Source organism: Amycolatopsis sp. NPDC049252, assembly GCF_043197175.1.
In the GTDB taxonomy this organism is placed as follows: domain Bacteria; phylum Actinomycetota; class Actinomycetes; order Mycobacteriales; family Pseudonocardiaceae; genus Amycolatopsis.
Window position 1 is genome coordinate 1 of the sequence record NZ_JBICSQ010000022.1, and the last position, 11,892, is coordinate 11,892.

Annotated in this window: 15 protein-coding genes and 1 pseudogene; 13 read left to right on the forward strand and 3 right to left on the reverse strand. The window is 74.0% G+C overall.

The annotated features are described in order from the left end of the window. The 5 genes and pseudogenes from ACGFMK_RS23405 to ACGFMK_RS23425 all read left to right on the forward strand — a co-directional run. Positions 1-228 (forward strand): annotated as a pseudogene (locus ACGFMK_RS23405) (hypothetical protein); the annotation flags it as partial. Between the two features lie 38 nt (positions 229-266). Further along, positions 267-1,196, forward strand: coding sequence for an ABC transporter ATP-binding protein (locus ACGFMK_RS23410; RefSeq protein WP_392766792.1), 930 nt, complete (start codon positions 267-269; stop codon positions 1,194-1,196). Beyond that, complete coding sequence (locus tag ACGFMK_RS23415) at positions 1,193-2,041, forward strand: ABC transporter permease subunit (protein WP_392766794.1); 849 nt, start codon at positions 1,193-1,195, stop codon at positions 2,039-2,041. Before ACGFMK_RS23410 ends, ACGFMK_RS23415 begins: the two co-directional genes overlap by 4 nt. Before the next feature lie 22 nt (positions 2,042-2,063). Then, positions 2,064-3,302 carry a sensor histidine kinase gene (locus ACGFMK_RS23420; RefSeq protein ID WP_392766797.1) on the forward strand — a complete coding sequence of 413 codons (1,239 nt, stop codon included), beginning with the start codon at positions 2,064-2,066 and terminating at the stop codon, positions 3,300-3,302. Further along, positions 3,299-3,970 (forward strand): response regulator, encoded by a 672-nt coding sequence (locus ACGFMK_RS23425; RefSeq protein ID WP_392766800.1) that lies wholly within the window; start codon positions 3,299-3,301, stop codon positions 3,968-3,970. Before ACGFMK_RS23420 ends, ACGFMK_RS23425 begins: the two co-directional genes overlap by 4 nt. A gap of 1 nt (position 3,971) precedes the next feature. Here the strand turns inward: ACGFMK_RS23425 and ACGFMK_RS23430 are convergent, their stop codons facing one another. Both ACGFMK_RS23430 and ACGFMK_RS23435 read right to left on the reverse strand, forming a co-directional pair. Beyond that, positions 3,972-4,601: a transglycosylase SLT domain-containing protein gene (locus ACGFMK_RS23430; RefSeq protein ID WP_392766803.1), complete on the reverse strand. Its 630-nt coding sequence runs from the start codon at positions 4,599-4,601 to the stop codon at positions 3,972-3,974. A 102-nt stretch (positions 4,602-4,703) separates the two neighbouring features. Continuing rightward, positions 4,704-5,318 carry a phosphatase PAP2 family protein gene (locus ACGFMK_RS23435; RefSeq protein WP_392766806.1) on the reverse strand — a complete coding sequence of 205 codons (615 nt, stop codon included), beginning with the start codon at positions 5,316-5,318 and terminating at the stop codon, positions 4,704-4,706. Positions 5,319-5,453: 135 nt separating this feature from the next. Here ACGFMK_RS23435 and ACGFMK_RS23440 point away from each other — a divergent pair, with 135 nt between their 5' ends. From ACGFMK_RS23440 to uppS, 7 genes are all read left to right on the forward strand, one after another. Next, positions 5,454-6,500: a hypothetical protein gene (locus ACGFMK_RS23440; protein WP_392766809.1), complete on the forward strand. Its 1,047-nt coding sequence runs from the start codon at positions 5,454-5,456 to the stop codon at positions 6,498-6,500. Continuing rightward, positions 6,497-7,201, forward strand: a complete 705-nt coding sequence (locus tag ACGFMK_RS23445; RefSeq protein WP_392766811.1) for a polysaccharide deacetylase family protein — start codon at positions 6,497-6,499, stop codon at positions 7,199-7,201. Before ACGFMK_RS23440 ends, ACGFMK_RS23445 begins: the two co-directional genes overlap by 4 nt. A 9-nt stretch (positions 7,202-7,210) precedes the next feature. Further along, the gene (locus tag ACGFMK_RS23450) at positions 7,211-7,594 is read left to right on the forward strand and encodes a BlaI/MecI/CopY family transcriptional regulator (protein ID WP_392766814.1); all 384 of its coding nucleotides are present in this window, start codon (positions 7,211-7,213) and stop codon (positions 7,592-7,594) included. A 3-nt stretch (positions 7,595-7,597) separates the two neighbouring features. Beyond that, positions 7,598-8,518 carry a M56 family metallopeptidase gene (locus ACGFMK_RS23455; protein WP_392766815.1) on the forward strand — a complete coding sequence of 307 codons (921 nt, stop codon included), beginning with the start codon at positions 7,598-7,600 and terminating at the stop codon, positions 8,516-8,518. 71 nt (positions 8,519-8,589) lie between these two features. Further along, positions 8,590-8,886: a PadR family transcriptional regulator gene (locus ACGFMK_RS23460; protein ID WP_392766818.1), complete on the forward strand. Its 297-nt coding sequence runs from the start codon at positions 8,590-8,592 to the stop codon at positions 8,884-8,886. Then, on the forward strand, positions 8,883-9,605 hold the full coding sequence (locus tag ACGFMK_RS23465; protein ID WP_392766821.1) for a hypothetical protein: 723 nt from the start codon (positions 8,883-8,885) through the stop codon (positions 9,603-9,605). Before ACGFMK_RS23460 ends, ACGFMK_RS23465 begins: the two co-directional genes overlap by 4 nt. A gap of 12 nt (positions 9,606-9,617) precedes the next feature. Then, the gene (uppS, locus tag ACGFMK_RS23470; RefSeq protein WP_392766824.1) at positions 9,618-10,394 is read left to right on the forward strand and encodes a polyprenyl diphosphate synthase; all 777 of its coding nucleotides are present in this window, start codon (positions 9,618-9,620) and stop codon (positions 10,392-10,394) included. Positions 10,395-10,407: 13 nt separating this feature from the next. On the opposite strand, the gene ACGFMK_RS23475 is transcribed toward uppS, so the two are convergent. Further along, positions 10,408-10,929, reverse strand: coding sequence for an RICIN domain-containing protein (locus tag ACGFMK_RS23475; RefSeq protein WP_392766827.1), 522 nt, complete (start codon positions 10,927-10,929; stop codon positions 10,408-10,410). Between ACGFMK_RS23475 and ACGFMK_RS23480 the strand changes: the two genes are divergently transcribed. Further along, positions 10,921-11,883, forward strand: coding sequence for a LysR family transcriptional regulator (locus tag ACGFMK_RS23480; protein WP_392767086.1), 963 nt, complete (start codon positions 10,921-10,923; stop codon positions 11,881-11,883). The two genes, ACGFMK_RS23475 and ACGFMK_RS23480, sit on opposite strands and share 9 nt — an antisense overlap. Positions 11,884-11,892: the final 9 nt, after the last annotated feature.

Below are 11,892 nucleotides of genomic sequence, written 5' to 3' on the forward strand. Positions count from 1 at the left end.
CTCGGCGGCGCCGGCCCGATCCAGGCGGGCACGACCCAGGTGCTCGTCCTGATCGGGCTGCTCGCCGCCGAAGCCGTCTCGATCCTGGTGACCGTCCAGTGCGTCGCCGCCGGGAAACTCACCGGCCGGGCGTACGACTTCCGGCGTACGCGCTACGCCGGAGGTCGCACCCCGGGCCCGCGCAGATCGCCCGCCAGGCTGTCGCTCCGCCGCCGGGCCCGGTCCTAGGCTCCGCGCACGCCATGCCCGAGAGGACGAGAACGCCCATGATCGAAGCACGTGCCGTGTCCAAACGCTACGGCGACAAGAGGGCCGTGGACGACCTCACGTTCACGGTGAAACCCGGTGTGGTGACCGGGTTCCTCGGTCCCAACGGCGCCGGGAAGTCCACCACCATCCGGATGATCATGGGCCTGGACGCACCCACCTCCGGCTCGGTCACGGTCAACGGCAAGCCCTACCGGCAGCACGCCGCGCCGCTGCACGAAGTCGGCGCGCTCCTGGAGGCCAAGGCCGTCCACACCGGACGGTCCGCCTACAACCACCTGCTCGCCCTCGCGCTGAGCACCGGCATCCCGCGCCGGCGCGTCGACGAGGTGATCGACCTCGTGGGGCTGCACGAGGTCGCCCGCAAGCGCGTCGGCGGGTTCTCCCTCGGCATGGGCCAGCGCCTCGGCGTCGCCGCCGCCCTGCTCGGTGACCCCGCGACCCTGGTGCTCGACGAACCGGTCAACGGGCTCGACCCGCAGGGCATCCTCTGGATCCGCACCCTGCTGCGCGGCCTGGCCGCCGAGGGCCGGACCGTCTTCGTCTCCTCGCACCTGATGAGCGAGATGGCCCTGACCGCCGAGCACCTGATCGTGATCGGCAAGGGCAAGCTCATCGCCGACACCTCGGTCGAAGAGTTCATCCGGCGCGCCTCGAGCCGGGTCGTGCGGGTGCGCACCCCGGAGGCCACCCGGCTGCGGGACCTGCTCACCGGACCCGACGTCGGCGTCACCAGCCTGGCCCCCGCACTGCTCGAGGTCAGCGGCCTCGACGGCGCCGAGATCGGCCGCGTCGCCTGCCGCGAGGCCATCCCGCTCGAAGAGCTCACGCCCGTCCAGGCCTCCCTGGAAGAGGCGTTCATGGAGCTCACCGACGACGCCCTCGAATACCGGGTCACCCCGGCGGCCCAGGAAAGGACCGCGTCATGACGACCACCCCCGCCCCCGCCGCCACCGGCGGCACGCCGGCACCCCGGGCGTCGCTGCCGGACGACCTCAAGGTCACCCCGGTCCGGGTCCTCCGCTCGGAGTGGCTGAAGTTCCGCACGGTCCGCTCGTCGCCGGTGGCGGTCGCCGTGACCGTGGTCGGGATGATCGCGCTCGGCTGGGTCTTCTCGGCCGCCGACGCGAGCCGCTGGCCGGTCATGCGGCCGCAGGCCAAGCTGCGCTTCGACCCGACCGACGTCAGCATCCGCGGCTACGTCCTGGCGCAGCTGGTGATCGGCGTGCTGGGCGTGCTCGTCGTCTCCGGCGAATACGGCACCGGGATGATCCGCGCGACCTTCTCGGCCGTGCCGACGAGGACGCCGGTGCTGTGGGCGAAGCTCGTCATCTTCGCCGTCGTGTCGTTCGTGGTGGGCACGGTCAGCTCGTTCGCCGCGTTCCTCGGCGGGCAGGCGTTCCTCAGCTCCCAGCACATCGAGACGACGCTGTCCGCGCCCGGGGTGTTCCGAGCGGTGTTCGGCGTCGGCCTCTACCTCACCGTGGTGGGGATGCTCGGTGTCGCGCTCGGCTGGCTGATCCGGCACACCGCCGGCGCCATCGCCACCCTGTTCGGCCTGCTGCTGGTGCTGCCGGGCATCGCCGAGGCGCTCCCCGACAGCTGGGCCCCGCACGTCGTGCCGTACCTGCCGAGCAACGCCGGCCAGGCCCTGATCACGGTCCACCCGGACGCGGCCATGCTCGCGCCGTGGACCGGGTTCGCCGTGTTCTGCGCCTACGTCGCCGTCGCGCTCGTGGCCGCGTTCGTCCTGCTCGAACGCCGCGACGCCTGAGGCGGTGGAGGAGGATGGCGGGGTGAGCGACGCGGGTTCGGCGTGGCCGGTCTCCGAGCACGGCCTGGTCAGCGGGTGGCCCGGGGCCGAGCGGCTGCGCGCCTGGGCGCGGGGTCACCCGAGCGCCACGGACGTGCTGGCGGCGTGCGCCCTGCTGCCGCTGGCGCTGGTCATCGAGCACCGCGGGGTGGCGCCGGCCGTTCGCCCGCTGCTGTTCGGGACGGGCGCGCTGCTGGTCTCGACACTGGCGTTCCGCCGCCGGTTCCCGCTGGCGACCCTGGCCGCGGCGTGCGCGTTCGCGCTGGTCCAAGCGCTCTTCGGGCCGCCGTTCCCGCCGACCTCCATCGCGGTGCTCGTCGCCGTCTACACCGTGGGTGCGCATTCCGGACGGCGGCGGGCATGGACGGCGCTGGCGGTCCTCGGTGTGCTGATCGCGATCGTGGTCTTCCGCGGCGACGAGCTCGCCGAGTCCGCCGCCCGGTTCGTGTTCGCGGCCGCGGTGGTCACCGCGGCGTTCGTGCTCGGGGTGAACGTGCGGATGCGGCGGGTGTACCTGGTGTCGCTGCGGGACCGGGCGCTGCGGGCCGAACGCGAGCGCGACCAGCAGTCGCAGATCGCGGCGGCGCGCGAACGGGCGACCATCGCCCGGGAGATGCACGACATCGTCGCGCACAACCTCTCGGTGATGATCGCACTGGCCGACGGCGCCGCGTACGCCGCGCGCACCGACGCCGCCGCCGCGGAAACCGCGTCGCTGCACGTCTCCTCGACCGGGCGGCAGGCCCTCGACGAGATGCACCGGCTGCTGGGCGTGCTGCGCAGCACCGGCGGCGGCAGCCCCCGCACGCCGCAGCCCGGCGTCGCCCAGATCGACGAGCTCGTCACCCAGGTGCGCACCACCGGGCTCCCCACGTCGTGGACGATCACCGGCGAGCGGTTCCCGCTCTCCCCCACGGCCGGGCTCGCGCTCTACCGCGTCGCCCAGGAGGCGCTCACCAACGTGCTCAAACACGCCGTCCGGCCGTCGGCCGCGCACATCCGCCTGAGCTACACCGACCCGACGATCACCCTCGAGGTCGACGACGACGGGGCCGGCGGCCGGGAAACCGCCGGTCCGGTGGCCGGGCACGGGCTCAGCGGCATGCGCGAACGCGTCGGCGTCTTCGGCGGTGAGGTCACCGCCGGCCCGCGGCCCGGCGGCGGCTGGCGGGTCACGGCCCGGCTCGAACCCGGGTACGCCGGATCGGCGGCCGGCGCGTGATCAGCATCCTGCTCGTCGACGACGAACCCCTGCTGCGCCTGGGTTTCCGGCTGGTCCTGGAGTCGCAGCCGGACTTCACCGTCGTCGGGGAAGCCGCCGACGGCACGGCCGCGATCAGCCGCACGGCCGAGCTCGACCCCGACGTCGTCGTGATGGACGTGCGCATGCCCGGGATGGACGGGATCGACGCCACCCGCGAGATCGTCCGCGCGCACGCCCGCTCCCGGGTGCTGATCCTGACCACGTTCGACGTCGACGAGTACGCCTTCCCCGGTCTCAAGGCGGGCGCCAGCGGCTTCCTGCTGAAGAACGTCCCGCCCGCGGACCTGATCTCGTCGATCCGGGCGGTGGCCAGCGGCGACGCGGTGGTCGCGCCGAGCGTCACCCGCCGGCTGCTCGACGCCATGGCCGACCGGCTCCCCGACCGGGGCCCGGCCGAGGACGCCCCCATCACCGGACACGGTCTCGACCGGCTCACCGACCGCGAACTCGAGGTCCTCCGGAAGCTCGCCCGCGGGCTGTCCAACGCCGAGATCGCCGACGAACTGGTCCTGTCGGAGGCGACGGTGAAGACCCACGTCGGGCGCATCCTCAACAAGCTCGACCTGCGCGACCGCGTCCAGGCCGTGGTGCTGGCCTACGACGTCGGCCTGGTGCGGCCGGCCTGATTCAGGGCTTTCCCACCGCCGCACCCGCTTTCGCCCACGTGGCGCGCAGGTCCGTCAGATAGGTCTGGGCCTGTGCGCCGGGCTTCGTGCCGCGGGCGAACGCCTTCATGTTCCCCGGCCCGGCGTTGTAGCCCAGCGCCAGCAGTTCGCCGGTCGTGTACTGGCCGCTGTGTTTCGCGGGCAGCTGAGCGGCCAGGTCGTGCAGGTACCAGGCTTCGGCCCGGATGGCGAGGTCCGGGTCGTCGGGCAGCTCCTGCCAGTCGCGGCCGGCGAACGGGCGGCCGCGGCGGGTCTGCTCGTACGTCGCGCGGTGCATGTTCGCCACCCCGAACGCGGCGTCCGGCTTGAGGTTCTGCCAGGCGCGCTCGAGCTGCGGATCGTGCGGCTTGTAGTTCTCGTTGTAGAGGATGGCCAGCACCAGCTGCGGGTCGACGCCGGCTTCGCGGGCGCGGGCGATGACCTGCGGCGCGAACTTCGCCGGATCGGGGTTCACCGCGGCGTCCTGGGCCGAGGTCGTCGTGACGGGCGCGACCGGGGTGACCGAGGTCGCGGGAGCGCCGGCCCCGGGAGCCGCGGAGCAGCCCGCCAGCGCCAGCGCGCAACCGGCCGCGAGCACCCGGTACGGCCGCATGAGTCCTGCCTTTCCTCGGGTGAACGCCACTGTACGGCGTGCGGCCGGTCGAGTGCGCCGGCTCCGCACGACGCCCTCCCGGATGTCCATAAAGGACTGACGTCACCGGGCCGCGGCCGCGGTTCGTTCGCCGGTCCCGGCCAGCGGCCGCAGGGCTCCGTCCCGCAAGTGGTCCACGAGGGCCGTCATCGGACGCCGCAGCGGCAGGCCCAGGCACGCCACCAGCGCGCCGAGGACAGCTCCGGCGAGCACGTCGTGGGGGTAGTGCGCGCCCAGGTACATCCGCGAAAACGCGACCAGCAGGGCCAGCCCGAGCGCGACCAGGCCGGTGCGGCGCGCGGCGAACAGCAGGGCGAGCGCCGCGGCGACGGCGAGCGTGACGTGGTTGCTCGGGAACGAGTAGTCCGTGGCGTAGTCACAGGTCGCCACCGTGGGCACCGCCGGGTACCGGATGCACGGCCGCGGTTCCTGGACGAGGACCTTCACGAGGTTGCTCAGGCCGTAGGCCAGCACGACGGCGAGCGGGACCCACCACGCGGCGGCCATGCGGGCCGCGTCGCGCGAACGCATCCGCCACCACGTCACCACCGCCAGCAGGGCGAGCAGCACCAGGCCGACGTTGGTGTAGATCGCCATGACCCCCTGCAGCCACGGGGTTTCCCGGGCGAACCCCAGCACCGCGAGGTACCAGCTGCCGTCGATCGCCCCGCCGTCCACGCGAATGTCCTTCCGCCGTACATCTACAGTCTTCTAGAAGTTCTACTCCAGTGTAGATGTTTTCGCCGCCCTCCTTGCCGTACGTTAATCTACAACTGTGTAGAAGTTCGGCATCGGGGAGAGCGAAGGAGGGACATGGCGCGCATCGTGATCGTTTCCGCCCGGTTCGGCGCCGGGCACGACCGGGCCGCGTACGCCCTGGCGGACCGGCTGAGCGCCCACGAGGTCGAGGTCCTCGACTTCCTGGACCTCCTGCCGCCCGCGCTGGGCGGACGGTTGTGCCGGCTGTACCGGCGCCAGCTGCAGGCCGCCCCGCGCAGCTGGGACTGGACCCTGCGCGCCCTGAACGGTCCCCGCGCCGCCGCCCTCGCGAGCCGGGCGGCGGGCCTGGCCTGCCGCCGGCTGCGCGAAGCGCTCGGCGACCGGACGGACCTGGCCGTCTCCACCTACCCGCTCGCGTCCCACGCCCTGGCGCGCCTGCGCGGACGCGGTGAGCTGACCGCCCCGCTCGCGGTGTACCTGACCGACCCCGCCGTGCACCGCATCTGCGTCACCGCCGCCGCCGACCTGCACATCGCGCCGAACCACCTCGCCCGGCAGCAGGCGCGAACCCTGGGAGCCCGCGCGGCCGCGGTCGCGGCTCCGCTGGTGGCGTCCGCTTTCCGGCCCGCCACCCCGCCCGAGCGGCGCCGGGCCCGGGAGGCGTTCGGACTGCCCGGCGAAGGACGGCTGGCGCTGGTCACCGCCGGTTCGTGGGGCGTCGGGCAGGTCCGCCGGACCGCCCACGACGTCGCCCGGTCCGGCCCGCTGACGCCGGTGGTGGCCTGCGGCAGCAACACCGCCCTGCGCGACCGGCTGCGCGCCGAGGGCCTGGCCCACGTGTTCGGCTGGGTCGAAGACATGCCCGGGCTGATGCGCGCGGTCGACGTCGTCGTCCAGAACGCCGGCGGGCTGACCAGTTCGGAAGCCCTCGCGGCCCGGCTGCCCGTGCTCACCTACCGCTGCCTGCCGGGCCACGGGCGCGCCAACGCCGCCGTCCTGGACCGGCTCGGCCTCGCCCGCTGGGTCCGCGACCCCGGTGACCTGGCCGCCGCGCTGGCCGCCGGCGAGCGCCCGCCGGCCACGGCCCAGCCCGCCGAAGATCCGCTCCCCCTGCTCGAGAAGCTCCTGGACCGCGCGTGAAAGCCGCAATCGGGCTCGCGGCGCTCGCCGCGGTCACCCACGTCGCCCCCGCCGCGGCGTTCCTTCCCGGCCCCCGCCGCACCCTCCTGCCGCGGCTGGCCGGAATCGGCTTCACCGGGCAGGTCGCCCTGACCTTCGACGACGGCCCCTCGCCGACGTCGACCCCGCAGTTCCTCCGCGCCCTCGACCGCCACGGCGTCCAGGCGACGTTCTTCCTGCTCGGCGCCCAGGCCCTGCGCGCCCCGAAGCTGACCAGGGCCATCGCCGAGGCCGGGCACGAGATCGGCGTCCACGGCTGGGACCACCAGTGCCTGCTGCGCAAGACACCCGGCCGCACCCACCGGGACCTGCTCGGCGCCCGCGACCTCCTCGAGACCCTCACCGGCGTCCGGCCCCGCTGGTTCCGGCCGCCTTACGGCGTCTTGAGCGGGGCGTCACTGCTCTCGGCCCGGCGCCTCGGGCTCACCCCGGTGCTGTGGAGCACGTGGGGCTTCGACTGGACCGAAGGCTGCACGGCCGCGTCCGTCCACCGCAGGGTCATGCGGAACGTCGGCGACGGCGGCACGATCCTGCTGCACGACAGCGACGTCACCACCGGCAACGGCGCCTGGCGGGCCACGCTCGGCGCGCTCCCGTCGATCATCGGCGACTGCCGGGCCCGCGGCCTCCACCTCGGCCGGCTGGGTACGACACTTCTGTAGAATGCGGCCATGAGGATGCAGCGGGACGAAGGCGTGCGGCGGGCTCCCGGCGCGCTGGAGGCGGAGGTCCTGGCGATCCTGTGGGAAGCCGAAGGCCCCCTCGCCCCGGCGGACGTCCAGGAACGGCTCGAGGGTGACCTCGCCTACACGACCGTGGTCACGATCCTCTCGCGCCTGCACGAAAAGGGCGTCGCCGCCCGGGAGAAGCAGGGCCGGTCGTTCCGCTACCACGCCGTCGAAGACGAACCCGGGCTGGCGGCGCGGCGGATGACCAAGGTGCTCGACAACGAGCCGGACCGCCGCAGCGTGCTCGCCCGCTTCGTCTCGAACCTGTCCAAATCGGACGAACGCGAGCTGCGGAAGCTCCTGGGCAAGTCCGGTACCGGGGACTGAGCCGTGGACCTCGACGTCTGGGTCCCGCTGCTCCTGCCGCTGGCCGCCTGGCCGCTGGCCCGGCTCGTCGCCCCCCGGCTCCCGCCCCGGGAAGCGAGCTGGCTGCTGACGGCCGGCTGTCTCGTGCTGGCCGCCGCCAGCACCGTCACCCTGGCGCTGCAGGCCTTCGCCGGCCTGACGCTGATCCCGGCGGTCGCACGCGCCGGGCACTGGTCACCCGACGTGCTGCGCGGCCTGGACCCGATCAACCTCCCGGCGTCGGCCGCCTGCGGCCTGCTGCTCACCGGGCTCGCCGTCGCCTTCGTCCGCGCCGCGATCGGCTACACCCGCTGGATCCGCGCCCTGACCCGGGAGCTCGACGACCACAGCCGGGCACCGGGCGTGGTGATCCTGCCGGGCACCGAGCCGGTGGCGTTCGCCGCGCCCGGGCGCGGCGGCCGGATCGCGATCTCCAGCGGCATGCTCAGCGCCCTCTCCCCGCACGAACGCACCGCCCTGCTCGCCCACGAACGCGCCCACCTCCGCCTGCGCCACCACCACTTCCTCGTCGCCGTCACGCTGGCCGGCACGCTGAACCCGGTGCTGCGCCCGCTGTGCGCGGCCGCCCGGTTCGCCCTCGAACGCTGGGCCGACGAGGCCGCCGCGGAGCAGGTGGGCGACCGCACGGTGGTCGCCCACGCCGTCGCCAAGGCCGCGCTGGCCGGGCGGTCCCGGCCGACGTTCGCGCTCGCCGCGACCGGCGGCCCGGTCCCCCGCCGCGTCAAGGCCCTGCTGACGGCCCAGCGCCGCCGGCTCCCGGCCGCGCTGCTCGCGGCCACCGTGGTCTCCGGCATCACCGCGTGGTCCGCGGAGACCGCCCTGGATTCCGTCACCGATCTGCACAGCACCATCGAATCGGCACAGGCAGGACCCGGGTCCGGCTGACGTCCGGCAGTACGTTGCACGTACTACTTGACACGTAGTAGCGTGCGGCCGGACCACCGAAGGAGCCGCGGATGCCGAACGACGCCCAGATCCTCGTGCTCTACGCCCTGACCGACGGGCCGCTGCACGGTTACGCCGTCAACACCGCGATCGGCGAGCTGACCGGCGAACGGCTGGGGCCGGGCAGCCTCTACGGCGCCCTCGCCCGCTTGGAGGCGAAGGGGCTGATCGAAGCGCTCGAAGGGGAAGGCCGCCAGCGTCCGGTGCGCATCACCGACCAGGGACGGACCGTCCTGGAGCGCGAGCTGCGGGCCATGGCCAGGGTGGCCGACGCGGGACTCCGGCGGCTCGGCGTGCGGCCGGCATGACCGTCGCCCAGGGGCTGGTCCGGCTCTATCCGCGGGCGTTCCGGGACCGCTGGGGCGCGGACCTGGCCGCGGAGGTCCGCACGAGCGGCCCGCGGTCGTGGCCGAACCTGCTCGCGGGCGTCGCCGACATGTGGCTGCACCCCGCCGCCTGGCCCGCCCGCTCGGCCGCCCAGCGCCAGGCCCGGCTCGTCGCGATGGCGGTGATCGTGACGGGCATCGGCTGGTTCGCCGCGCACCTGATGATCGAGGGCACCCGCGGGCTTCCCCGGATGCTCGACGTCTGCGCGGTCGCGGTGGTCGCCGGTCTGCTGCTCGCCGTGCCGCGCCCGGCCCCGGCCACGCTGACGGCCCTCGGGCGGCGGCTCCTGCGCCGCCTCGCCGGGCCGGCCGTGCTGGGCGTCGCCGTCGTCGCCGTCGTCCACGGCACCGGCGGTGCCTTCGCCCCGCCGATCCGGCTCACCGTGCTCGCGTGCTGGTGGGGTTCCTGGGGCTGGGCCGTGATCCAGGTCGCCAGGACCATCGCGGGGGCGGGTGCCGATCCGGCCGTGCCCCCGCGGCGCTTCCGGTTCGGCGTCCGGGTCCTGGCCGCGGCGGCCGCGGCCACCGGCGCGACCCAGCTGGTCGCGGCGGTCACCGATCCGGCGCCCGTGCCGGCCGCGTTCGGGCTGTGCCTGCTCGCGGCACCGCTGGTCCTCCGGCCCCCGGCCACCGCGGCCTGAAAGGTGCAGACGATGCGCGTCACCGCGCCCCTCTATGCCCGGTACGCGCGCCACCTGCGCAAGCAGCTCACCGGCACCGCCCTGCCGGGCCACGTCGGCCTGATCATGGACGGCAACCGGCGCTGGGCAAGGCAACAGGGCCTGGCCAACCCCAGCCTCGGGCACCGGTACGGCGCCGAGCACGCCGAACGCGTGCTGTCCTGGTGCGAGTCCCTCGGCATCCGCTACGTCACGGTCTTCCTGTGCTCCACGGAAAACCTGACCAGCCGCGCCGACGGCGAGGTGGCGTTCCTCATGGACGTCGTCGAACGGCTCGCCACCGACCGGCTGGCCCGGCCGGACGCCCGGTGGCGAGTCCACGTCGCGGGCGCCGTCGACCTGCTGCCGGCGTCCACGGCACGCGCCCTGAAACACGCCGCCGAAGCCACCAGGGACTGCCCGACCGGCGCCCACGTCACCCTGGCGATCGGCTACGGCGGCCGCCAGGAGATCGTCGACGGCCTCCGCGACCTCCTCACCGAACGCGCCACCTCGGGCAGCACGCTCACGGAGGTCGCGGAAACCCTGACCGTCGACGACGTCACCGCCCACCTGTACGCCCCGGAGCACCCGGAACCCGACCTGATCATCCGCACCAGCGGCGAGCAGCGCCTGTCGAACTTCCTGCTCTGGCAAGGCGCCCACGCGGAACTGCACTTCTGCGACGCCTACTGGCCGGCCTTCCGCGAGATCGACTTCCTCCGGGCGATGCGCAGCTACACCACCCGCCGGCGCCGGTACGGATCCTGACGGCCGGGCCCGGTCAGGCCACGGTGTAGAACCAGAAGTACTGGTTCGGATTGCCGTTGGACGGCCACTGCTCGAGCTGCGTGCCCCAGTTGCCGGTGCCACCCGGCACGTCGATCACCTGGTGGCTGTTGGCGTTGCGCAGCACGTACGCGGTGCCGGAATCGACCGGCTCCAGTGCCCACTCTTCGTGGGCGACGTCGCTGCAGGGGTACTGCACCAGCGGGGCGCCGGCCGCGAGGCTCGCGCCGGGGACGCTCAGGCACTTGCCGGTGGCGTAGTTGACGAGCCAGCTGCCATAGGTCTTCCCGACGAGCGTCCACTCCTGGTTCTGGCCGTCGTTGATCGGCCACTGGATCACCGCCGCGCCGGCGTCGCTGGACGACCCCGCGACGTCGACGGCCAGCGTGGCCACGGTGGTGATGCGGTACACGGCGGGCGCGGCGTGGGCGGGCAGGGCCGTGCCCACGGCGAGGGCGGCCGCGGCGGCCGTGACGGTGGCGAGCTTCCGGCCGTGACGCTGGATCAGGTGGCGCATCGGATTCCTCCATGTTCCGGGTGCGGCCTCCTCCGTCAGGTCGTCACCTGTGGCTCGTTCACCGCGGCGGCCACCGCACTCGGCATCAGCCAGCCCGCGGTGTCGCAGCACATCGCCCGGCTGGAACAGGAAGTCGGGATGCAGCTGCTGGACCGCGCCGGGCGCGGGATGCGCATCACCTACCCCGGGAAGGTGCTGCTCCATCACACCGAAGGGCTGCTGAGCCATTTGCGGGAAGCGACGAGGGAACTGTCGGCGCTCGCCCAGCCGGACGGCGGCGAGGTGCGGATGGTGACGTTCCCGAGCGCGGCGGCCACGATCGTGCCGCCGGTCGTCGGCACGTTCCGCCGGGCCCTGCCGAAGGCGAAGGTCCTGCTCTCCGAAGCCGACCCCGTGGTGGCCCTGCCGCGGCTCCTCGCCGGTGACGCCGACCTCGCGCTGGTCTACGACTATCCGGACATCGGCGAGCCCCGCGATCCCCGGCTGCACTGGGAAGTGGTGGCCGACGACCGGATGGCGGTGGTCCTGCCGGCCGGCCACCGGCTCGCCGCCACCGCCGAAGTGCCGCTGGCCGGGCTGGCCGGCGAGCACTGGATCGCCCCGAACCCCTGCCCGTGCCTGGACGCCTTCGTGAACGCCTGCCGCGGTGCCCTGTTCAGTCCCGAGATCGTGGCGGTGTCGAACGACCACGCCGCCATGGTCGGCCTGGTGTCGGCCGGGATCGGCGTCGCCGTGGTGCCCCGGATCATGGCGCCGGCGCCGATTCCCGCCGCCGTGGTGCTGCGCCCGCTGCGCGACGCCGGGATCAGCCGCAGCATCGCCGCGGTCACCCGCACCACGGGCTACCGGCCACCCGCCACCGACCGCCTGGTGGCCACGCTGCGCGCGGAACTCGCCGGGCACGCCGCACCCGGCCTGCGGCTCGACATCAGGCGTGCCGCAGGAGACCGCTGAGCGGGTAGG